Below are 21286 nucleotides of genomic sequence, written 5' to 3' on the forward strand. Positions count from 1 at the left end.
GCCTTCGCGGGGCATGACGGCGGAAGTTGTGTGTTCCAGTAGCGTGAGCGTGTAATGGCGTATGCGGCGACAGCCGGGGAGATGAATGCAGCGGTTCGCGCTGCGCCCGGCGTGCTGGCCATCCAGCGTGCGCTGGTGTGGCTGGTCGGCGCGTCCGGCGCGATCGTCTTCATCGAGCCGAGCCCCTACGAGATCGCGACGCTGCTCGCGAGCGTCATTTTCTTCGCCACCGGCCTGCGTCTGCGTCTCGCACTGATGCCGCTGGTGCTGATGCTGGTCCTGCTCAATGTCGGCTACACAATCAGCGCGATCCCGCTGTTCGAGCAGTCCGAGGTGGTGAGCTGGATCGCGACCTCCTGGTACATGGCGGTCACCGTCGTGTTCTTCGCGATGGTCACCTCGGAAGACACCGCCGCCCGGCTCGACATGCTCCGGCGCGGCCTCGTGGCCGGCGCGATGGTCGCCTCGCTGTCGGCGCTCGCCGGCTACTTCCACCTCGTTCCCGGCGGAGACGATCTCCTCACCCTCTACGGACGCGCGCGCGGCACGTTCAAGGACCCGAACGTGCTCGGCGCCTTCCTGATCCTGCCGGCGCTGTTCGCGCTCCAGAGCGTGGTCTCGGACAAGCTGGCCAAGGCGTTCCGCAACGTCATCGCCTTCGCCATCATGTCGCTGGCGATCCTGCTCGCCTTCTCCCGTGCCGCCTGGGGCGGGCTGGTGCTGACCTCCGCCTTCATGCTGGCGCTGATGGTGCTGACCAGCCGCACCAACGCGCAGCGCTCGCGCATCATCGTCATGGCGATCGTCGCCGCGGTGCTGGGCCTTGCGCTGATCGCCGTGCTGCTGTCGTTCGATTCCATCGCCGAGATGTTCAAGCAGCGCGCCAGCTTCGACCAGAGCTATGACGAGGGCCGGTTCGGCCGGTTCGGCCGGCACATCCTCGGTGCGGAGATGGCGCTCGACCTGCCGTTCGGCATCGGCCCCCTGCAATTCCACCGCTTCTTCCCCGAAGACACCCACAACTCCTATCTGAACGCCTTCATGTCCGGCGGCTGGCTGTCCGGCGTTTGCTATCCCGCGCTGGTCTTCACCACCGTGATCATGGGCTTCCGGCATATCTTCGTGCGTGTGCCCTGGCAGCGCGCTTATCTCGCCGTCTTCTCCGCCTTCGTCGGCACCGTCGGCGAAAGCTTCGTGATCGACACCGACCACTGGCGCCACTTCTGGATGATGCTGGGCGCGATGTGGGGGATGATCGCGGCCGCGCAGGTCTACAAAAGGACTAGCGACGACGCTTCTTCAGCTTGAGATCGGGACGTTTCTCCGGCGGCGTGTCGAGCAGGCCCTTCAACGCCTCGGTCGCCGCAAGCACGCCCTTGTAGCCTTCGGTCGCGAAGCGCAGCAGCAGGCGCAGTTCCTCGTCGGAATAGGCACCAAAAACCTTCTCCATCGCCTGCTGCATCGGCACGTAGAGCTGGCCGATCTTCATCGCCGTCTCCGGCACGACGGAAATGAAGACCTTGCGGCGGTCCTTTTCGTCACGCTCGCGGCGCACGAGGCCTGCTTTCTCGAGCCGGTCGACCACGCCGGTGATGGCACCGGTGGTCAGGCCCGTGACTTCGGCGAGCCGGCCCGCGGTGACGCGGCCCTCCAGATACAGGATGTCCATGCATTCAAGGTCGGAATTGGCAATTCCGGCAACGTTCGCAACGGTCTGGCCATAGAGCACGCCCTGCGCGGACGACCTGCGCATCGCCTCCTCGAGCTCCTGCAACAGCGCAGCGCGCGCCTTCGTCCTTGACAAGGCCGACCCCGTATCTTAGTCGATATATATCTTAGCCACTAAGAGATTTAGCGACCGTAATTTTCTCCTAGCACCACGGAAACGTCGGGAGCAAGCCATGTCCACCCGTCCCCGCAAGGCCCTGATCATCGGCGCCGGCATTGCCGGGCCCGTCGCCGCGATCCTGCTGCGCCGCGCCGGCATCGAGTCCGCGATCTACGAGGCCTGGCCCTATGCGAAAGGCATTGGCGGCGGTCTTCAGATCGCGCCGAACGGCATGCATGTGCTGGACGAGATCGGACTTGCGAACGAGTTGATCAGCCGCGGCTCGATCGCGGAGGCCTTCGACTTCTATTCGCAAGGCGGCGAGCGGCTCGGCTCGATCAACCGCGACATGGCGCGGCGCTTCGGCCAGCCCGCGGTGAACGTCTGCCGCGCCACGCTGAACGAAATCCTGATCGACAAGGCCTGGTGCGCTTGCGTCTCGCTCTATTTCGAGAAGCGCCTGATCAAGATCGAGGACCGCGGCGACCAGCCGATCATCGCCTACTTCTCCGACGGCACCACGGCCGAAGGCGATTTCCTGATCGGCGCCGACGGCGTGCACTCGGTGGCGCGCCGCCAGGTCGTGCCGGACGGGCCGCAACCGTTCAACACCGGGCTGATCGGCTTCGGCGGCTTCGTGCCGCACGCGGTGCTCGACGGTAGGTCGATCGGCCAGCATGTCGAGACCACGTTCGGTCAGAGCGGCTTCTTCGGCTACGGCTATTGCAGCCCGGATCCGACCGACGGCGTGATGTGGTGGAGCACGCAGCCCGCGCACGGCATGGATGCCGCGATGTTCCGCGCGCTCGACCACACGACCTTGAAACAGCATCTGCGCGGCTTCCACCGCGGCTGGCACGATCCGATTCCTGACATCATTGAAGCCGCCGAGAATATCGTGGTCACCGACACGCTCGACGTCGCGACCTTGCCGACCTGGTCGCGCAAGCGCTCGCTCCTGATCGGCGATGCCGCCCATGCGACCAGCCCCCATGCCGGCCAGGGCGCCTCGCTCGCGCTCGAGGATGCGATGCGGCTCGCACGCCTGATGCAGGAAGGCCAGGAGCTCGGCGTCACCTTCCAGGCCTTCGAGGCCGAACGGCGCCCGCGCGCCGAGAAGATCGTCGCCATCGCCCGCCGCAACGGCAACAGCAAGCGCGAATTCAGCGCCACCGGCGCCTGGGTCCGTAATCAGATGATGAAATGGCTGTTGCCGCTGGGCGCCAAGGGCATGGATTTCATGTACGCGTACGATGCGCGGGCGGTGTAGCGATTGACGCTGTCATGCCCCGCGAAGGCGGGGCATCCAGTACGCCGCGGCTCCTCGGCTCGATCACTGCTGTCTCTGGAATACTGGATCGTCCGGTCAAGCCGGACGATGACACCGTGATTGTGGCGCGCAATCGCGCCTAGCTCTCCACCTCGAACGTCAGCCCCGCATTCTCCCGCAGCCGCTTGATCAGCCTGTGCTGCATCGCCGCGCCCGGCGTCCAGAGACCGGGCGGGACATCCGGCGCGTCGCGCAACAGGCAGACCGCGCATTCCGAAATCATCTTCGCCGTTGACGCGTAGCCGGGATCGAGATCGCCCTTCACCGTCGCGCGAACCTGACGGCCGTCGGGCGCGATCGCAACGTAGAGCAGGTCGTAGTGACCGTTGTCGCGCTCTTCCTTCGACGGCCCCTCGCCGGGCTTGAGCGCCTCGGGGCCGGTCTTTTCGCTGTTGGCCGCCATGACGCGCTTGGCGTTGGCCTGCCCTTCGTCCCCCGCCCCCGTCAGCACCATCTCGTCGTAGACGAAATCCCGGCCATACGGAAATCCCATCAGCATGTTGGAGCGATGGACATTGCGCGTATTGAGGATCGCCATCGCGAACGGGGCGGACCAGGATTGCAGATCCTCCTCGAAGATGGGCTTGTTGCCACGCGGCTGCCTGGGCCCTTCGAATCCCGGCGTGAACGCAAATGGGTCTTTGAGGATCGACACCAGATTGAGGTCCTGCGCGACCGCTTCGAAGGTGACCCTGGCGCTCGCCGAGGTGCCGCCGGAGAACTTCCAGCTGAGGTCGCGGATGCGCCCTTTTACGCGCGGCACAGGCGCTCCGAACACGCGCCGCGCTTCCTCCTGCACGAAGAACGCACCTAGCTCGAACGGGATGGAATCGAAGCCGCAGGAGAACATGATGCGCGCTCCGCTCGCCCTGGCGGCCGCCTCGTGCCTGTCGATCATCTGCTTCAGCCAGATCGGCTCGCCGCAGAGATCCATGTAGTCGGTGCCATCCGCGATGCAGGCGGCAAGCAGATCGGACCCATAAAGCTGGTATGGGCCGACCGTGGTGACGACCAGCTTCGCCTGATCGACCATCGCCCGCAACGACGCCGGATCGGCTGCATCGGCTACGATGAGCGGCGTGTCCGCGGGCGCGCCGATCGCATCGCGAACGGAGGCGAGCTTGTCTCTGCTGCGCCCGGCCATCGCCCATGTCGGCGCGCCGTCGCCGACATAGTGCGCGGCGAGGTACTCGGCAACAAGCTGGCCGGTGTATCCGGTTGCGCCGTAGACGACGATGTCGAACTTCGCGGACACGATGATGCTTCCTGCAAGACCGTGGATTTAAGCTTCCACGGCGAACGTCAGCCCGGCATTGTCGCGCAGCCGCTTGATCAGCTTGTGCTGCATCGCAGCTCCCGGGGTCCAGAATCCGGCGGCGACATCCGTCGTGTCGCGCAGCATGCAGATCGCGCATTCGGAGATCATCTTCGAGGTCGAGCCGTAGCCGGGATCGCGGTCGCCGGTGACGCCGGCGCGGACCATGCGGCCGTCGGGCGCGATCGCGACATAGAGCAAGTTGAAGAGCCCGTTCTCGCGCTCCTCCTTCGAGGGACCCTCGCCGGGCTTGGGCGCATTCGGGCCGGTCTTCTCGGCATTGGCGGCCATCACGCGCTTGGCGTTGGCCTCGCCCTTTTCGCCGGGGCCGGTCAGGACCATCTCGTCGTAGACAAAATCCTGGCCGTAGGGAAAGCCCATCAGCATGTTGGAGCGATGAACGTTGCGGGTGTTGATCAGCGCCATCATGAACGGCGCCGCCCAGGATTGCAGATCGTCCTCGACGATCGGCTTGTTGCCCTTCGGCTGCTTCGGGCCGGTGAACCCCGGCGTCAAAGCAAAGTGATCGTTCAGGATCGCGATGAGGCTGATGTCCTTGGCAACCGCATCGAAGGTCGCCTTCGCGCTTGCCGCGGTGCCGCCCGAGAGCGTGCCACGCATGTCGCGCACGCGCCCCTTCACCCGCGCTGCGGGCGCGCCGAACACGCGCCTCGCCTCTTCCTGCACGAAGAATGTACCGAGCTCGAACGGCACGGAATCGAAGCCGCATGAGAACACGATGCGCGCACCGCTCTCTTTCGCCGCGGCCTCGTACTTGTCGATCATCTGCCGCATCCAGATCGGCTCGCCGCAGAGATCGAAATAATCGGTACCGGTGGCGACGCAGGCAGCGAGCAGTTCCTCGCCGTAGAGCTGATACGGACCGACCGTCGTGATCACCGACATCGTCTGCTCCGCCATCGCCTTCAGCGAGGCGGCATCGGACGCATCCGCCACGATCAGCGGCGTATTCCCCGGCGCGCCGATCGCATCGCGTACCGCCTTCAGCTTGCCGAGACTACGGCCCGCCATCGCCCATTTGAGCGAGTTGTCGCTCTTGTATTGCTGGGTCAGATATTCGGCGACGAGCTGACCGGTGAAACCGGTCGCGCCGTAGACGACGATGTCGAATTTCGCAGAGCTCATGGTCGGCCTTTATTTCTTTGCGTAACTCACGCCCATGCCGGCGCGGACATCGCTTTGAATACCATAGGGCGGGATCGGATAGCGCAGGCCGTTCTTGGCCAGCGCCTTCATGCCTTCAATTGCCTTGGCGAGATGCGAGGGTTTCAAGGCCATCAGCATCTCCTCGTCCGGCACGCCGCCATAGCGCCGTTCGGCATAGCATGGCAAGGACAGGCTGGGCTCGCCACTTTTGAGCGCCCGCCCCCAGGAATCCGCACACGCGGTCTCGCCGACCACGCCCCATTCGAACTTCTTGTAGCCGGTATATTGCAGCCCGTTGATCAGGATGATCATCTGGCCGGGCGTTGCATAGACGAGGCAGATGTCGGGCGGATCGAGCCGGCCGCTGGCGAGCGGGCTGACCGCGAGCGCCTGATACTGCCCGAACGGAACCACGTCCAGCGCCTCCTGGCGCTTGCGCGCATCCTCCGCGGTGCCGTGCCAGACCCCGACATAATTTTCGCCGGCGAGCCATTTTTCGTCCTGGGGCGCCAAGCCAATCACCGCGCGGCACTGGTTGCCTACGAGATCGTCGCCGGTGATGCCGACGGTCCAGCCGAGCCGCGAGGCCATGCTGACGATCTGGTCGGTAGTGTGGACCGCATTGGGCCGGCGGATCTTCGGGATCGCCTCCATGTCCGCGGCATGCGCGAACAGCTTCATGCCGATCACCGTCGTCTTCAGCCGCAACAGGCTGTTGAGATCGGCAACGAGGCCGGCAAGATCGATCCTGTCTGCGCTCTGCTGTTGCATGACGTCCTCCCGGCCGGCGATCGTGCGCCGGTGCTGTGTTCTTGTTTTGCAGCCCTCGTTCTAGTCCTTGCCAGGTCCCGGAAGCAACTCGCCGGTCCGCCCCATGACGCGATACGCCAAAAGGCCGATCCATTCGCGCACGGCGATGTCGGTCTTGCCGAGGCCCTCGGTGCCGTTGCGGGTGAATTCGAAAAGATCGTCGCGCCCACCCATCCGCCAGTCGACGGGATAAGCCTCGACGTCAAATCCGGCCTTGCGGAAAATCCCGATCGAGCGCGGCATGTGGAAGGCCGAGGTGACCAGCAGCCACCGCTCGCCCGGTTTCGGCGCCACCAGCTGTTTCGTGAAGATCGCATTCTCCCAGGTGTTGCGGGAGTCGCGCTCGAGGATCAGCCGCTCCTTCGGGATGCCGAGGCTTTCCAGGATCGGCGCGGAGTAATCGGCTTCCCTCGCCTCGGTCGAGACCAAATTCGCGGTGCCGCCGGTGAAGACGATGCGCGCATTCGGATAGCGACGCGCGAGCTCGGCCGGCGCCAGCATGCGATCCGCCGCATGCGAAACCACCGGCGTGCGATGCGCCGCCGACAGATCGGTGTCGACCGAGCCGCCGAGCACGATGATGCCGTCGGGCGCGCCCCGCGACGGGTCCCAGGCCGGAAAGCGCGACTCCAGGGGATAGAGCAGCAGATTGCCGAGCGGCGAGAACGCGACCAGCGCCAGCAGGACCAGCGTGGTCACGGCGATCTTGCGGCCGAGCGCGGCAAAGCGCGTCAGCATCAGCAGCAGCGACAGGATTCCGAGCTCGACCAGAAGATTGACCGGGAGCAGCGCGATGCCGAGGGTCTTGGACAAAACGAAATACAGGGAAGCCTCGCTGGAATGATCGTGCATTGAATGATCGTGTCATGAATGAACGTGTCTTGCACGGGCTTGACCGGCCCGTCCGTCTTCAGAAATCTTCTTGAAAGAGGATCGATCGCCCGGTCAAGCCCGGGCATAACAGGTTCTCATGACGAGTTCTGATGAAACCGATTGGACGCGGCAAATGACCCATCACCACCTGCAATCGAGCCCCGAGACCTGCCATTGGGGCTTTTTCGAAGCCGCGCTCAAGCCCGTGCTCACCGTCAAAAGCGGCGACGAGGTGACGGTCGACACCATCAGCGGTGGTCCCGACATGCTGCCCGACCGCAACAAATTCCACATTCCGCCGGAGATGGTCGAGGTTCATGCCAAAAACGAGCGCATGCTTCCCGGCCACATCCTCACCGGCCCGATCGCGGTCGAGGGCGCCGAGCCCGGCGACGTGCTCGCGGTCGAGATCCTCGATGTCCAGCTCCGGCAGGATTGGGGCTGGAACATGATCAAGCCGCTGTCGGGCACCCTGCCCGACGATTTCCACGCGACGCGCATCCTCACCATCCCGCTCGACCGGACGCGGATGGTCGGCCGCATGCCGTGGGGGTTAGACCTGCCGCTCAAGCCGTTTTTCGGCGTGATGGGCGTGTCGCCGCCGCCGGCATGGGGCCGCATCTCCTCGCTCGTGCCGCGCGCGATGGGCGGCAATCTCGACAACAAGGAGCTCGGCGCCGGTGCCACGCTGTATCTGCCGGTGTTCGTCCCGGGCGCGCTGTTCTCCTGCGGCGACGGCCATGGCGTGCAGGGCGACGGCGAGGTCTGCGTCACCGCGATCGAGACCGCGCTGCAGGGCCGCTTTCGCCTCACCCTGCGCAAGGACCTCAAATTCGATTACCCCCGCGCCGAGACGGCGGCGCACTACATGACCATGGCGATGGACCCCGACCTCGACCAGTGCGTGGTGCGGGCGCTGCGCGACATGATCGTGCTGCTCGGCGAGACGCGAGGCCTGTCGCGCGAGGACGCCTACACCCTGTGCAGCCTGGCCGCCGATCTGCGCGTGACCCAGACGGTCAACGGCTCCAAGGGCATTCATTGCATGATCGAAAAGGCGCTCGTGCACGGCTGAGCCGGCCTGCTTCCCTGACCTCTTGACGGTCCATCGCCGCACGGGTGCCCCGCGCGGTGCGTGACGCCGTGCCTGATTCTCTGAGCAATTCCAACAAGCTGAGCAATGAGCTCCGCTTGCATTTGACTTCTGCCGCCGAACCTAAATAGAGTCTTAATCGTTACTTTTATGTACCTGAGTAAGAGGCTAGCGTTCGGGCCATGGCCACCGAAAAAGCCGAGACTGACCGCATTCCCGTAACGTTGGCGCTCTCGACCATCACCTATCTGGAGAAGTTGGTGAGACAGGGCACCCACGGCACCAGCGTTCCCGGCGTCGCACGGACATTGATCGAGGAAGGCATCCGTCTCGCCATCAAGGACGGACTCTTGTCGATCCGCGACAATGGCAGGACGTGAGCGCGCCGGACGTGAGGCGGACGGATCTCGACAGGCGGATGGCCGACATCTGCAACCTGGGACCGCACCAAATGCCTGTTCTCTCACCCACCTGGACCGACGAACGAATCGAACTTCTGAAGCAGCATTTCGAGGCCGGCCTCTCCTGCCGCGAGATCGCGGCCGACATCGGCGTCAGCCGCAACGCCGTGATCGGCAAATTGTCCCGGCTGAACCTCACGCGCGGCCGCACGGTCGACGACCGCAAGGTTCAGGACAGGAGCTTTGCGCCGGCACGGGCGACGAGAGCGGTACCGCGCCTGCAATATGAGATGCTCGCCACGATCTACGGCGAGACCGATGCGCCCGTGGTCGCAGGTCCGATCGACGAGGCCAATCGCTGCTCGCTGCTGGAGCTCGCCGAGAACCGTTGCCGCTGGCCGATCTCGACGCCGGGCGCGGAGGACTTCTGCTTCTGCGGCAACAGCGCACCCGACGGCCAGTCCTATTGCGCCGGCCACAGCCGCCTTGCCTATCGGCCGAACTCGCGCGCGCGGCTCGCACGCGGCTAGAAGCGCATCACGAAACGAAAAACCTCCGGCAGGGCATTGCCGGAGGTTCTGGAGGCCTGACATGAAGCCAGGAGCCGCAATGTTGTTATCGGCCTCGCTCTATATAGCTGAGTAGCTCAAGTAAGTAAATAAGCATGGAAGCCAGCTGCGGAGTGTTTGCCAACACGCGGCCGGATTGATCGTGCATCGATCAGCCTCTGAAGGAAGCTGAATAGAGAGTACGGAGAGCACACAAAAAATCCCGGCGGTTTCCCGCCGGGATTCTCTGATATTCGAGAGTTCGATCTCAGAAGTTGCGCTGAGCGCGCAGCAACATGGTGACCGAGTTCTGGTCCTTCAGCTCGTACACGGCCGCCGGCTTCGCAGCGGTGGCAATGCCCGGGCTCGCGATGGAGCCAGAGTACTTCTGGTCCAGACGCGACCAGCTGAGGTCGGCAGTGAACGCCAGGTTCTTGACCGGAGTCCACACGGTGTTGACACCGACGACCGCGAAGTTGAAGTCCGGGTTGCAAGTCGCACCGGGCAAGGCGATCGCAGCGAAGTTGGTGCAGATCAGGCCCTTGCCCGTGTTGCCGTACTTCAGCTGGGCATAGCCACCGTAGACGGCGCTCGCCCAGTTCGGGCTCCAGTTGTGGGTATAGCCACCGCGGACGCCCCAGGTCTTGACGGTATCGATGCCGGTGCCGGTTCCAAAGACGCCGTCAGAAAGACCGGCGAAACCGGTGCTCTGATACGCGCCGTTGCTGCTTCCGCTGAACATGAAGAAGCTCTGCGGGAACAGGCTCTGGAAGTTGTAGCGCGTTGCACCGTCCGTGTAGACGGCCTGCAGGTTGATCACGTCACCCGCACCGGTCGGGATGTTCTTGATCGCAAGAGAGCCCTGCACAGCCCAGCCCCACTTGTCGGAGGGATGACCGCTGGATTCCGTCGCACCGTAGTAGGCCGAATGGAGGTCATGCGCGGCAACCGAGAGCTGGGCCAGACCCCAGGCCTGGTCGACGCGAACCTGACCGATGATGTCGGGCGAACGCGTGCCACCCCAGGCGTTGGCACCATAGACGCCCGTCACGAACTGAGCGGCCGTGCCCGACGACACGTTCCACAGGTTCGACTGGCCGTTGGTCGCCGTCGTCTCATCCTGCAACGCGAACGAAGCAGTGATGCCCTGGCCGAAGTCAGCCGTGTAGGCGACCTGGTTCACACCGTTGGTGTGGTTCGAACCGCCCGGAATGGTGTCGGGACCGCCAGCCGGATAGCTCTGCCACGGGGCATCGAAGATCGAGACCGTGCGGCCGAAGGTGAAGCCGGCGAACTGGATGAACGCATGATAGAGGCCGAGCGCAGCCGAGCCGGTCGAGAACGCCGACGGGTTGCTGCCGGTGACCGACTGGGAGTCCCAGGTGAAGACCATGTCGGCGTAGGTGCGCACCACGCCGTACTCGGTCGCCGTGCGGGTGTCGACGTTGAAGTCGAAACGGGCGCGGCTGGCATAGTAGTTGGTCAGACGGTTGTTCGAGCCGGCGTTCGCGCCTTGCTGGAAGTTATAATCGCCTGCGCCGCCAAGGATCGCGTCGGCACGCAGATAGCCGCCGAGCTTGATGCAGGTGTCAGTGCCCGGCATGTAGTAGAATCCGGCACCGTACAGCGAGCAGATCTTCACGTATTCGACCGCCTTGGCCTTCACGGGAAGATCGGCCGCCTGCGCCCCGCTCACGGCGATCAGACCCGCCGCTGAGCCGAGCAAGAGGCTCTTCACCAATTTCATATTCAATCTCCAAGTTGCTCATTTGCGAAGGAGCCCGAACCATTCGCGGCCCCCATGCTCTTTCGCTTTCAAATCCGCTCTGGGGGCTTCTCGACTTCGCACCCACCGCATCGACGCGAGGGACTTGGACGAACCACCTGCAACGGGACGATTGAGATTCCCCCACCGCCGCGGTCAATATGCATATGTATCTTCGGTAATTAAAATAGTTTATCAGCTCAGCTATTGGATTCCGGCCGCATTGTGTCGCACGAGCAACACCGCTGTCGACGCAGCCAAATTGCTGATCAGCTCATATTTGTAAAATGACTGACACAATTACCTTGCCCTGCACTTGCGTCAGAGCAGACTTGCGTGAACAATGGTCATCAAAGCGTCAGTGGCGAATGATCGAACCGGGAGCGCAGGGATGTCCACGTCGAGGAAGGAGGTCGCGCGATCTCGTCCCATCGGCAATCTGGATCTCATCAGGCGCTTCACCTGGGAGATATCGTCGATCAACATGTATCTTGAGGAGCTGCGTCAGTTCTGGGCGAGAACGCTCGGCATCAGCGGCCCGCAATGGCTGATCCTGATGGCGATCTCCGACCTCGACAAGGACGACGGCGTGCCCGTCAACGTGGTCTCCAAGCTGCTCCACGTCGATCCCTCGTTCGTCACCACCCAGTCCAAGCTCCTGGAGAAGAAGGGCTTGCTCCGCCGGCGGCCCTCGCCGACCGACGCCCGGGTCGTGCGGCTGTCGCTGCTCGACAAGACCCAGAAGCACATTGCGAGCCTCAACGAGCAGTACAAGACGATTCGCGAATTCGTCTTCGAGGAGTTCAACGAGAACGAGCTGACGGAATTCACCACCAAGCTCGCGACGCTGAAGGACCGGCTCGAAAAAGCCTGCGTCAGGATATCGCTCGACTTCTGAGACGCGAGACCGCGCTCAGGTCCGCCGGACGGTGGCGCCGAGTCGCGATTCGAGCCAGTCGAAGATGTATTCGTTGGCTAGGCTCGGATTGTCCGCATGGGCCTGCGCGGCGCCGGTCTCCGCTGCCGTGAATACCTTCAGCACGATATCGGAGCTGCCGAGCCGGGATTTCTGGACGATCTGACGCGCCCGGTCGGCCTTGAGCCAGCCATCCTCGCCGAGCGTGATCAGCACCGGACAGTCGGCGCTGGAGACCATCAGCGGCGCATGCGGCACCGGGACGATGCCGATGCCGCTCATCGCGAAGCGGCTGGCGAAGAAGGATCGTTCGTGCATGTCCCACAGGCCGCCATCGCAGACGGCGGCGGCGAGCCGCGGCTCCTGCAACACCGCGCGCGCCACGAAAGAAGACCCCCACCCGTCCGCCACGATGGCGACGCGATCGAAATCGACGTCGCCGCGCGTTTCCAGATAGTCCATGACGCTCGCGATCGAGCTCTCGAGGTCGCGGCGCTGCAAGAGCGTGTCGGCATAGTCATCGCGCTCGTCGCCGAGCAGGTCCAGCGCGAGCATCGACAGTCCGCGCTCGCGCGCATGGGGCGCGAGCTTGAACAGGAATTCCTCCTTGCGGTGTCCCGGCTCGCCGATGCAGATCACCGTCGGGGCCCGCCCGCTCGCCGACGGCGCGGGCAGGAAATAGCCCTGCAAGGCATGATCGTCGACCCAGGGAATCGTCACGACCTCGCCGGCCGGTGCGCGCGCCGTGAGGTAGCGGCGGGCGCATTCCTGCATCGCCAACACCGCGACCCAGCGTCGCTCGTCGGCCTGATCGAGCGGCATTGCCGCTGCACTATAGTAATTCATCGCCCGCAGCCAGTTGCGCTGCGCGGTCGCCATATGGCCCTCCGCGAACGCGGCCTCGGCGCGCTGCCGGTTGGCTTGCGCGAGCCTCTTCCACTCGCGATGCCAGGATTGCTCGTCGTCCCGCTTGAGCTGCCGCGCGATCATCAGGCATTCCGCGATCGTGGCGCCGCCCTCCTGGGCTGCGGTCAGGAGCCGCGTGAATTCAGCGGAGATGTCCTCTCTCTCCGGGCACAAGGTCCAGCCGTCGGAGAGGCATGCGGGTATCATCGGAGCTGCGCTTTGTGATGGCGTTACCCCTGATTGAGTAAACCATTTCAGTTCGACAACCAAGCTGCCGTGCGCCGGATGAGAGCCGTTTGACATCACCATCGCTTGAACGATCGGGCATGCCGCATGCGTGACATTCCAAATCGTCATAAGGCGGCAACGACTGGCAACAGATGGCACGTATTATTACCTGCGCACCTCTTGCCATGATGACCATCATACCCATATTGACGCGCGCTCACCGACGGTCTCGGCCAACAATCTCAGCCGAGCTTCCAGCCGACCTCTTGCGTAAAACTTTCGTAGAAGGCGCGGTCATAGGCCTGCTCCGGCGTGGAGCGTACGCGCGCGTCGAGGCGTTGGGCGTCCTCGCCCACGAGAATGCGCCACCGCTCCGCCCTGACGCCGTCCAGGATGATCTTCGCGGCCTGCGCTGCGGTCGTCGGCGCATCCTCGAGGAAGCTGCGGGCGCGCTCGGCGAACGCCGCCTGGATGTCCTCGTCCGACATTTTGTCGGCATCCGGCACCCCGGCGGCGACCATGCGCTTGCGGGTCAGCGCGACCTCGTCGGCGTTGAGTCGCTCCGACCCGTCACTACTCTGCACCTTGCGCGAATTCGAGACGATCGAGGTGCCGATATGGCCGGGCATCACCACCGAGCATTTGACGTGCGGCGCGTGCAGGCGGAGGTCGTTGATCAGCGCTTCGGTAAATCCCTTCACCGCGAACTTGGCCGAGCTGTAGGCGGTGTGCGCCTGGTTCATGCCGATCGAGGCCCAGAAGCCGTTGACGCTGGCCGTGTTGACGATGTGCGCCTCGTCCGCCGCGACCAGCATCGGCAGGAACGTACGCACGCCGAGATAGACGCCGCCCCAGCAGATGTTGAAGGTGCGCTCCCACTGCTCGCGCGTGTTGGTGAACAGGCTGCCGCCGCCACCGATGCCGGCATTGTTGAACAACAGATGGATGCGGTCGGTCTTCTGCTGCTCGGCGAGCTCGTCGCGAAAGCGCTTGAGATGATCCTCGATCGAGACGTCGGCGACGTGCGTCGTGACGCGCAGGCCCTGCGGCAGCTTCTCGACCTCGCAGAGCCGCCTGGTCTCGGCCATCGCGGCCTCCGAGACGTCGCACATCGCGACATTGCAGCCCTCGGCAACGAGTTGCCGCGCGAGCTCGCGTCCCATTCCCGTGCCGCCGCCGGTAATGACGGCAATCTTTCCTGCAAAATCCTTCATGGGACTTCGGTTCCTCCCCTTGTCGGTATGTTTCTTCACAGCTGGCGCCGCGCATCGGGGCGCGCGCGAAATGTAGCAGCGCCGCATCCACAGGTAAAAGCGGATCGGCGCTGCATCTTCACATCAATTATTTCGGCCGGCGGATTATTCCGCCGCCTCGACGCGCGCTCCGTTCAACGCACCGAGCGCCTCGAGCGCCTTGCGGGTCGCCGCCTGCTGCGCCGGCGAGGCCTCCGGCATCGGCGCGCGCGGATAGGTCTTCGGCAGGCCCTGGAGCGTCTGGGCGTAGCGCGTGCAGGCCGGCAGATTGTCGGCAATGATCGCGTTCCACAGCGTCAGCAGCTTCCTGTGCAGATCGAGCGCGCGCGGATGATCGCCCGCTTTCACCGCATCCCACAGCGCGACCGAGGCATGCGGCGCCGCGGTCAGGATCGCGGCGATCGAGCCATGGGCCCCGAGCGTATAGGACGGATACATTAGCGCATCGACGGCGCTGTAGATCAGCTTGTCCGGCGCCATCATCATGAGGTCGGCGAACAGCTTTAAATCGCCCGCGCTCTGCTTGACGCCGACCACCAGCGGCACCTCGGTCATGATCCGCGTCAGCAGCGCCGGCGACAGATACGACCACGGCACCACGTTGTAGATGATGATGGGCATGCCGGTCTCGTCGGTCATGGCGCGGAAATGTGCGACCATCGCCTCGTCATCCGGCTTGAACAAATAGTGCACCGGCGTGACCTGGAGGGCTGCGACGTTCATGTCGCGCACGAGCTTGCCGCGGCGGATCGCATCGCGCGTGGAGTCCACGATGATGCCGGCGATCACGGGGATGCGGCCGTTCACCGCCTCCACCGTCGCTGCCATCAGGTCGCGATATTCCTCGTGATCGAGCGTGTGGCCCTCGCCCGTCGAGCCGCCGGCCGCAACGCCATGCGCGCCGGCGCCGATCATCCAGTCGACCTGCGGCGCCACCAGCTTGCAATCGATCTCGCCGTCCTTCCGGAACGGCGTCGTCATCGGCGGGATCACGCCGGTCGGTCTTGCTTTCATGGTCTGCCCTCGCGTTTCCAGAGGTCTTGTGGCGGTCCCGCTCTCATGACGAGTATCCGCAACGCGTCCGAGCCTATCGGCTGCCCGGGCCCTGTGAAGGGCCGCCGGCGCGGCGCTGCCCCCACAATCGGTCATTCCAGGCTCATTCGCGCGGCATTCCCTGTGGGTTCCCCGTATTTGTCCGGCTTCGGTTTAAGGGCAATTTTTTTACAATCCGAATCGCCAAATGGGGTTGGACGCTGGGTCGAGTCGGCCAGGCCAGCGTGTTGTTCGTGTCACAGGCTCTGGCACTCCGCTTGCATCCTCTTCGTGGTCAGAAACTACCGATGAGGTGACTGGAATGTTCGTGACCGTCGTAGCCGTGCTCTGCCGGCTGAGCGCAGCCAGCTCAGGCAGTTGCATCGAGGAAATCGTGACCGACAGCAACATGACGCCCGAAATGTCGATGATGCAGTGTGCGATCGGCGCACAGGCGCCCTTGGCGAAATGGATGGGCGAGCATCCGATCTATCGCGCCAACTGGCGCCTCGAGCGTTACAAATGCGTGCCGGGCCACTACGAGATCAAGGGTCACGCCTAAGGCCCCGCAGAATTACGGACAGCGAGGAAACGCCCGGGGGCCGCATGTCCCACCGCACGGGCTCAAGCAGCGCCAGACCCATCGCGGCAGCGCTTTGTGACAACGATCACGCTCTCCAATTAAGCAACCTCACGCAAAATGATCGCACGCGCCTTGCGCCCCTCCGGCGTCGGCATCAGCGCATAATTGTGCGGCTGGTCGCGCAGCAGATGCAGCTCCACCGGCACACCCACCGCCCGCGCCCGCTCCGCCAGATCGACGCTATCAGGGTAGAGCAGATCGCGCGTACCTGCGAAAATCGTCATCGGTGCCAGCGCGCGGAAAGCGCCGTTGAGCGGACTGACGAAGGGATGGCCGACATCGAGCTCGCCGGCATAAAGCCGCCCCGCCTCGACGATCCCCGGAATGTCCTGGATCGGATCGCGGCTTGCGATCTCGACCTGCTCCGGGCGGCTGACCGATGCATCGGCCGCGGGCGAGATCAGCATCATTCGGTTCGGCTGCCGGTGCCCGCGATCGCGCAGCCACTGGCAGGCAGCGAGCGCAAGACCCGCGCCGGCGGAATTGCCGACCACCGTGACCTTGGCGGGCCCCGCATCCTCCAGCAGCATGCGCAGCAGCTCGGCCGTCGCCGGCACGATATCCTTCGCGGTCGCACGCGGCGCCAGCGGGTAGATCGGCACCACGCAGACGACGCCCGCCTTGCGCGTCATCTGCCCGACGAAGCGCCAATGCGCCGGCACGATCTCGTTGATGAAGCCGCCGCCATGCAGGAACATGACGAAGTTGCAGCCCTCATGGCCCGACGACGGCGCGGTGTAATAGACCGGCCAGCCGCCCATCTTGGTCAGGGTTGCCTCGACACCGCGCCCCAGGCCTGTCGGCTCGAATGAGGTCGGCTCCAGTGCGAGCTTCTGCACGCGTGCCTGCACGGCCTCGGCGGATGCCAGCTGCTGCTTGTAGGGAAGCTGCCCGAGCAGCAGGTTGAGGGCGCGGCTCTGCAAGCTCGGCGCGGGATCGCGCCGGGCCGGTGGACTGAACACGCAGCCGCCCGGGCAAAACTGCAAGGCCGACACAAGTCTTGCAACGCTCATGGCCACATCCCCATCTGGCTCTTTCGACACCGCGACAAAGAGGCTTGCCGACCCGCCGCCGCTTGCCGATATAATGCGAGCATTCACTCGCTTTTCCTACTCGCATTCAGATCACAAGGCCGTGGCCCGCAAACCGCCCACAACACCCCGGAAAAATGCCTCGCAGGAGCGATCCCGCGGCACCGTCGACGCATTGGTCGAGGCAACTGCTCGCATTCTGGTCAAGGACGGTTTTGAGAAGACCAGCACCAACCGCATCGCCGAGATCGCCGGCGTCAGCATCGGATCGCTCTATCAATACTTTCCAAGCAAGGAGGCCCTCGTCGCCGCCGTGATCGACCGTCACAACGAGGAGATCATGGCCATCGTCCGCACCACGCTCGCCGAAGTCGCGGACATGCCGATCGAGAAAGCCGTGCGCCGCCTCGTCACCGTCGCGATCGACGCGCACCGCATCAAGCCCGAACTGCATCGCGTCCTCGCCGAGCAGATCCCGCGCGCCGGAAAGCTCGACGTCGAAGCCTTCGACCGCGAGGTCCACACCCTCGTCCGCGGCTATTTCGAGAACCACCGCAAGGAAATGCGCAAGATCGACCTCGACGTCGCAACCTTCATCTGCGTCAGCACGATCGAAGCGGTCGCGCACAACATTGTGCTGAACCAAGCCGAGGCGCTGCCGGAGAAGAAGGTGAAGGTGCTGGTGGACGAGACGACACGGATGGTGGTGGGGTTTTTGAGGCCATCCACCTAACATTGGCTATTGGACAAAGCTCCGGCGCCCAACGAAATCCACGAGCGTTAAGTTCAGCCACCCAAGCAGTCGGTTTGCACGTATCGAGCCTTTGCAATCATCTGTTACGCCATTAAAGATCAATGTCGCCCAGACGCAACTATTGATTGCGAAGCGTACATTTCATATCGTTCAACTTGTTTTGCGATGCCTACAAGCCGAGATGCTCTCGAAGAAACCGATGGGAGTCTGTTGGACGAGACGAAGGATGGTGGTGGGTATTTGAGGTAGGCGGGCCTCAACCCACGGCACGCGTGCTGCTAGGGAAGCCGACGCTCCGTTAGCTCCCGAATCTGCCGCCCGATCGCGATCGCCCTCTCCTGCGCCCAAAGCTGGTCGTATTGCGCGACTTCATGCCTGACGAGATCTTCCGTCGTCGCCCCCTGGACGATCCGTTCTCTGTTTTTCTGGCTGCAGAAGTAAGCGACGAGTCCGGCAATCTTCTCCTGCTCGTCCAACGTTTGATCGGACAATCGCGCCAAGCTCTCGCGCCACAGACAATCCTCGCGCGCGATTTCGTCACGAAGGACCTGCGTGAGCCGATCCATTTCTCGATCTGCTGGCCGGTCGCCCGCCAACGTAGGCGAGGCGGTCAGTGCGAACATGCAGAGCATTGCAATCCGATACGTGACCCGACAGGCTGGCATGATGACATCATGCCCCTGTTTTGCCCGACGAGTCAAATCGCTTCGGAAAAACCTCATCCCGCCAATGACATCGCTACTGTGCATGGGGTTGTTTTCGGCATTTTGATTTGCCGACCACCAATGCCCCCACCCGCGACTGATCGGCGCGCATGCGCCACTCGGCGGGAGCGAACTCCAGTCCCGGTCAATCCACCCGACAGATGCTTTGGAAAAATGGTCGGAGCGAGAGGATTTGAACCTCCGACCCCTAGTCTCCCAGCGCTGTAGGCTAGACCTGACATTTATATGTACTTTCCGATGGTTAGCTGGCCTTGCGAGCCTGTTTTCGGGACTTTCTTGGGGACTTCTGGAACTGGTCGATACCGGCGGCGAGATCATCGTCGACTACATGGGCGTACTTCGCCGTCGTCTTGATGTTGGCGTGATTGAGCGCGCGCTGGACCAGCTTCAGGTTTTGGGTCTCCCTGAGGAGCTTTGTCGCGAAGTCGTGGCGGTAGTCGTGAAACCGGAAGCCAGCCACTCCAGAAGCCGCCCTGATGCGCTTCCAGGCCGACTTGAGGCCCGAGTAGGTGATCGGGTAGCGCTCGCCCTTGACGAGCCCCTGCGCCTTCCTGGTCCGCTCCGCCACGTAGGTGAATACAAATTCCTCATGGTGCCCACGAAGCGGCCATAGGATCTCCCGAACGGCGTCGGTGATGGGAAACGAGATCCGGCGCCCTCCCTTCCCCTTCTTCTCGATTCGACGGGCGTCCCAATTCACCTCAGGCCACCGAAGAATGCATTCCCGCATGCGCATCCCGGACTCGGCCACGAAGTCCATTATCGGCCGATAGTCGTCTCGGGTGGCTTGGTCCAGCTGGTCGGCCTCATTGCCGTGGAGTTCCCGGACAATCTCATCCGGCTCAGCGAGGATGTGGCTCTTCCATGTTGGCTCGGAGTCGAACTTGATCCCCCACGCCTTAGCTCTGGTGAAAAGCTTTTTCAGCATCTCGGTGGTGCTGCGGTTCACCGTCGCTGGAGCGATTAGCGGTGCCAGGTGCTGCCGCTTCCTGCCCTTTCCGTGGCGTGTGACGCGATGACCGCGGCGCCAAGCCACGAGCTCAGCGACGTCGTTGTCGGCGATCTCGGTTAGCAATTTCGTCTTGCCGAAATAGTCAATCAGCCTAGCGATGTCGCGGAAGGTCGTATCCGCCCCGGCATGGTGCTGCCCGATCTCGGACCAGTACCGGCCGCCGACGTATTCGAGATCCGACGACGGGCCGCGCGATTGCCTTACTTGCTGTTTGGCCTCGTCGCGCCGCGCGCGTTCGAACGCTTCAGCTTCTCGCTTGTTCGTTGCTCCCGTAGAGCCGTGAAACCGATTACCTTTGAATTGAAAGTCGTAGTGGTAAAACGGGCTGTCCTTGTGCTTGTAGACTGACATGCTCCATCTCTCTGCCGGCGATGCTCGACAAGTTGGTCGAGATCAGGATCGGTAAACATGCGGCGGGGCTTCTTCGTCCCCCGCCCCATATTGATGTACTGAAGCTCGCCAGCCTTCACGAATTCCAGCAAGGTTTTGGTGGAGACGCCAAGGCGTGCCGCGGCCTCTTTTGGAGTGCGTAGAGAGTCGCTCACCCTCGATCTCCTTTCTTCCCTGACGATAACGAACGCTCGCGAACGAAACTGATTTGCGACAATGGGCAAACAGGGAAATTGATTGATTTGGGCCTGCGCGGCCCGATCATTGGCTAAGTCATTCATCGCAGATGAAATTTCGGCATAAAAGAAAGCGGGATTAGTGGGGAAAAGCCGCCGGGCTAGAGAGCCCGGCGGCCCGCACACCCTCAAGAGGCTGTCCGGCTGCGGAAAAACGCAACTTGGCGCCGCAGCTTGCGGATCTCCGCCGCCGCCCAGTAGGTGCCCTTCGCCTTGATCTCCTCGCGGACCTCGGCCTCTTCCGCCATGTCACGGTCGATCACCGCGTTGAAGGCGTCGATGATGATGCGATCGAGAACGTCAGCCACGTCAGCCCCCTGCCTTGGCGACGAACCGATCGAGCTCAATGCAGAGGCCGCGGAGGTGGTCTATTCGCGGGTGCGATAGGTTCCTACAAAAATCCGCACTCGCACCGAGATGTTGACATCAACGGACCGGCGGAGGCGATGGAAATCGTTCTGTTGGCCAACCATCTTCTTCGCATCGTTGATGGTCGAGTGAAGATTAATCAGCCCTCACTTCCTTGCTCGGGGCCGTTGGTGTCGTCATCCGCAAGTAGCGAGCCTTAGTCTGAACAGCAAATCCGAGTTAGGCCGATTGCCCAATCGCGTCAGGGGGCGTCGGTAAGGCAACTTCTGTGTGCCTGGACCAGCCGCGCGGTTGGCCCGGCAACTTCGCGGCTCCGGCGTTTCCGCCAGCCCCAGCGCCGGGGCCGATCCTTTACTTCCAAGACAGAAGCAAAAACGCCGCCCGCTTAAATCAAGCGCGGACGGCGGCGTTCCAGCCCCGGGTGGGATGGCAAAGATCCCGGTATGGATTGGTCTCACGACTAGGCCTCGGCGCGGCCGCTCTTCCATCCAGATGGGCAACTAAGCATGATCGAGATGATGCAGTCGCGGCTTCGTGGCCAGAAAAACCGCCGCAGACCGGAGGTGGTGAAAGTGTTCCGCCGTCATCCGGATTTCGCCGGGTAATCGCCCGATGCTTTCCATGTTGCTGTCAGACAGGCGCAACAATTGCGTGACTTACT

22 protein-coding genes are annotated in these 21286 nt (G+C 63.3%); 9 read left to right on the forward strand and 13 right to left on the reverse strand.

Translation table 11 applies throughout. The features are described 5' to 3' along the window. Positions 1–54: 54 nt before the first annotated feature. The gene (locus tag I3J27_RS21230) at positions 55–1308 is read left to right on the forward strand and encodes an O-antigen ligase family protein (protein ID WP_270160381.1); all 1254 of its coding nucleotides are present in this window, start codon (positions 55–57) and stop codon (positions 1306–1308) included. Here the strand turns inward: I3J27_RS21230 and I3J27_RS21235 are convergent. Further along, positions 1283–1753, reverse strand: coding sequence for a MarR family transcriptional regulator (locus I3J27_RS21235; RefSeq protein ID WP_270172856.1), 471 nt, complete (start codon positions 1751–1753; stop codon positions 1283–1285). The genes I3J27_RS21230 and I3J27_RS21235 overlap by 26 nt on opposite strands. Before the next feature lie 148 nt (positions 1754–1901). Between I3J27_RS21235 and I3J27_RS21240 the strand changes: the two genes are divergently transcribed. Next, positions 1902–3098, forward strand: a complete 1197-nt coding sequence (locus tag I3J27_RS21240; RefSeq protein ID WP_270160382.1) for an FAD-dependent monooxygenase — start codon at positions 1902–1904, stop codon at positions 3096–3098. 139 nt (positions 3099–3237) lie between these two features. On the opposite strand, the gene I3J27_RS21245 is transcribed toward I3J27_RS21240, so the two are convergent. The 4 genes from I3J27_RS21245 to I3J27_RS21260 are packed head-to-tail and all read right to left on the reverse strand — an operon-like array spanning position 3238 to position 7239. Next, entirely contained in the window at positions 3238–4416 is a 1179-nt protein-coding gene (locus tag I3J27_RS21245; protein ID WP_270172857.1) for a saccharopine dehydrogenase family protein, read from the reverse strand. Between the two features lie 24 nt (positions 4417–4440). Then, complete coding sequence (locus I3J27_RS21250) at positions 4441–5619, reverse strand: saccharopine dehydrogenase family protein (protein ID WP_270160383.1); 1179 nt, start codon at positions 5617–5619, stop codon at positions 4441–4443. A 9-nt stretch (positions 5620–5628) separates the two neighbouring features. Beyond that, positions 5629–6411 (reverse strand): DUF169 domain-containing protein, encoded by a 783-nt coding sequence (locus tag I3J27_RS21255; RefSeq protein ID WP_270160384.1) that lies wholly within the window; start codon positions 6409–6411, stop codon positions 5629–5631. A 60-nt stretch (positions 6412–6471) separates the two neighbouring features. Beyond that, positions 6472–7239, reverse strand: coding sequence for a YdcF family protein (locus tag I3J27_RS21260; RefSeq protein ID WP_270172858.1), 768 nt, complete (start codon positions 7237–7239; stop codon positions 6472–6474). A 217-nt stretch (positions 7240–7456) separates the two neighbouring features. Here I3J27_RS21260 and I3J27_RS21265 point away from each other — a divergent pair, with 217 nt between their 5' ends. From I3J27_RS21265 to I3J27_RS21275, 3 genes are all read left to right on the forward strand, one after another. Then, on the forward strand, positions 7457–8398 hold the full coding sequence (locus tag I3J27_RS21265; RefSeq protein WP_270160385.1) for an acetamidase/formamidase family protein: 942 nt from the start codon (positions 7457–7459) through the stop codon (positions 8396–8398). A 200-nt stretch (positions 8399–8598) separates the two neighbouring features. Continuing rightward, complete coding sequence (locus I3J27_RS21270; RefSeq protein WP_007603456.1) at positions 8599–8796, forward strand: hypothetical protein; 198 nt, start codon at positions 8599–8601, stop codon at positions 8794–8796. Between the two features lie 71 nt (positions 8797–8867). Continuing rightward, positions 8868–9347: a GcrA family cell cycle regulator gene (locus tag I3J27_RS21275; protein ID WP_270160386.1), complete on the forward strand. Its 480-nt coding sequence runs from the start codon at positions 8868–8870 to the stop codon at positions 9345–9347. A 286-nt stretch (positions 9348–9633) separates the two neighbouring features. On the opposite strand, the gene I3J27_RS21280 is transcribed toward I3J27_RS21275, so the two are convergent. Continuing rightward, positions 9634–11112 (reverse strand): porin, encoded by a 1479-nt coding sequence (locus I3J27_RS21280; RefSeq protein ID WP_270160387.1) that lies wholly within the window; start codon positions 11110–11112, stop codon positions 9634–9636. A gap of 409 nt (positions 11113–11521) precedes the next feature. Between I3J27_RS21280 and I3J27_RS21285 the strand changes: the two genes are divergently transcribed. After that, positions 11522–12028 (forward strand): MarR family winged helix-turn-helix transcriptional regulator, encoded by a 507-nt coding sequence (locus tag I3J27_RS21285; RefSeq protein ID WP_270160388.1) that lies wholly within the window; start codon positions 11522–11524, stop codon positions 12026–12028. Positions 12029–12043: 15 nt separating this feature from the next. On the opposite strand, the gene I3J27_RS21290 is transcribed toward I3J27_RS21285, so the two are convergent. The 3 genes from I3J27_RS21290 to I3J27_RS21300 all read right to left on the reverse strand — a co-directional run bounded on the left by I3J27_RS21290 (position 12044) and on the right by I3J27_RS21300 (position 15447). Then, positions 12044–13159 (reverse strand): alpha/beta hydrolase family protein, encoded by a 1116-nt coding sequence (locus I3J27_RS21290; RefSeq protein ID WP_270160389.1) that lies wholly within the window; start codon positions 13157–13159, stop codon positions 12044–12046. A 263-nt stretch (positions 13160–13422) separates the two neighbouring features. After that, the gene (locus I3J27_RS21295) at positions 13423–14394 is read right to left on the reverse strand and encodes an SDR family NAD(P)-dependent oxidoreductase (RefSeq protein ID WP_270160390.1); all 972 of its coding nucleotides are present in this window, start codon (positions 14392–14394) and stop codon (positions 13423–13425) included. 144 nt (positions 14395–14538) lie between these two features. Continuing rightward, a complete protein-coding gene (locus I3J27_RS21300) occupies positions 14539–15447 on the reverse strand; it encodes a dihydrodipicolinate synthase family protein (RefSeq protein WP_270160391.1) in 909 nt (302 codons plus the stop codon). A 340-nt stretch (positions 15448–15787) separates the two neighbouring features. Here I3J27_RS21300 and I3J27_RS21305 point away from each other — a divergent pair, with 340 nt between their 5' ends. Beyond that, entirely contained in the window at positions 15788–16027 is a 240-nt protein-coding gene (locus tag I3J27_RS21305) for a hypothetical protein (protein ID WP_270160392.1), read from the forward strand. A 119-nt stretch (positions 16028–16146) separates the two neighbouring features. Here I3J27_RS21305 and I3J27_RS21310 read toward each other — a convergent pair whose 3' ends face one another. Next, positions 16147–17121, reverse strand: a complete 975-nt coding sequence (locus I3J27_RS21310) for an alpha/beta hydrolase fold domain-containing protein (protein ID WP_270160393.1) — start codon at positions 17119–17121, stop codon at positions 16147–16149. Positions 17122–17242: 121 nt separating this feature from the next. Between I3J27_RS21310 and I3J27_RS21315 the strand changes: the two genes are divergently transcribed. Next, positions 17243–17872 (forward strand): TetR/AcrR family transcriptional regulator, encoded by a 630-nt coding sequence (locus tag I3J27_RS21315; protein WP_270160394.1) that lies wholly within the window; start codon positions 17243–17245, stop codon positions 17870–17872. Between the two features lie 299 nt (positions 17873–18171). Here the strand turns inward: I3J27_RS21315 and I3J27_RS21320 are convergent, their stop codons facing one another. The 3 genes from I3J27_RS21320 to I3J27_RS21330 all read right to left on the reverse strand — a co-directional run bounded on the left by I3J27_RS21320 (position 18172) and on the right by I3J27_RS21330 (position 20564). Then, positions 18172–18516: a hypothetical protein gene (locus I3J27_RS21320; RefSeq protein ID WP_270160395.1), complete on the reverse strand. Its 345-nt coding sequence runs from the start codon at positions 18514–18516 to the stop codon at positions 18172–18174. Between the two features lie 343 nt (positions 18517–18859). Continuing rightward, the gene (locus I3J27_RS21325; protein ID WP_270160396.1) at positions 18860–19981 is read right to left on the reverse strand and encodes a tyrosine-type recombinase/integrase; all 1122 of its coding nucleotides are present in this window, start codon (positions 19979–19981) and stop codon (positions 18860–18862) included. Positions 19982–20384: 403 nt separating this feature from the next. Further along, entirely contained in the window at positions 20385–20564 is a 180-nt protein-coding gene (locus I3J27_RS21330; protein ID WP_270160397.1) for a hypothetical protein, read from the reverse strand. Positions 20565–20639: 75 nt separating this feature from the next. Between I3J27_RS21330 and I3J27_RS39190 the strand changes: the two genes are divergently transcribed. Next, the gene (locus I3J27_RS39190) at positions 20640–20825 is read left to right on the forward strand and encodes a TIGR02391 family protein (protein ID WP_370691982.1); all 186 of its coding nucleotides are present in this window, start codon (positions 20640–20642) and stop codon (positions 20823–20825) included. The last annotated feature ends 461 nt before the right edge of the window (positions 20826–21286 follow it).

The organism is Bradyrhizobium xenonodulans (assembly GCF_027594865.1).
Taxonomy (GTDB): Bacteria; Pseudomonadota; Alphaproteobacteria; order Rhizobiales; family Xanthobacteraceae; genus Bradyrhizobium; species Bradyrhizobium xenonodulans.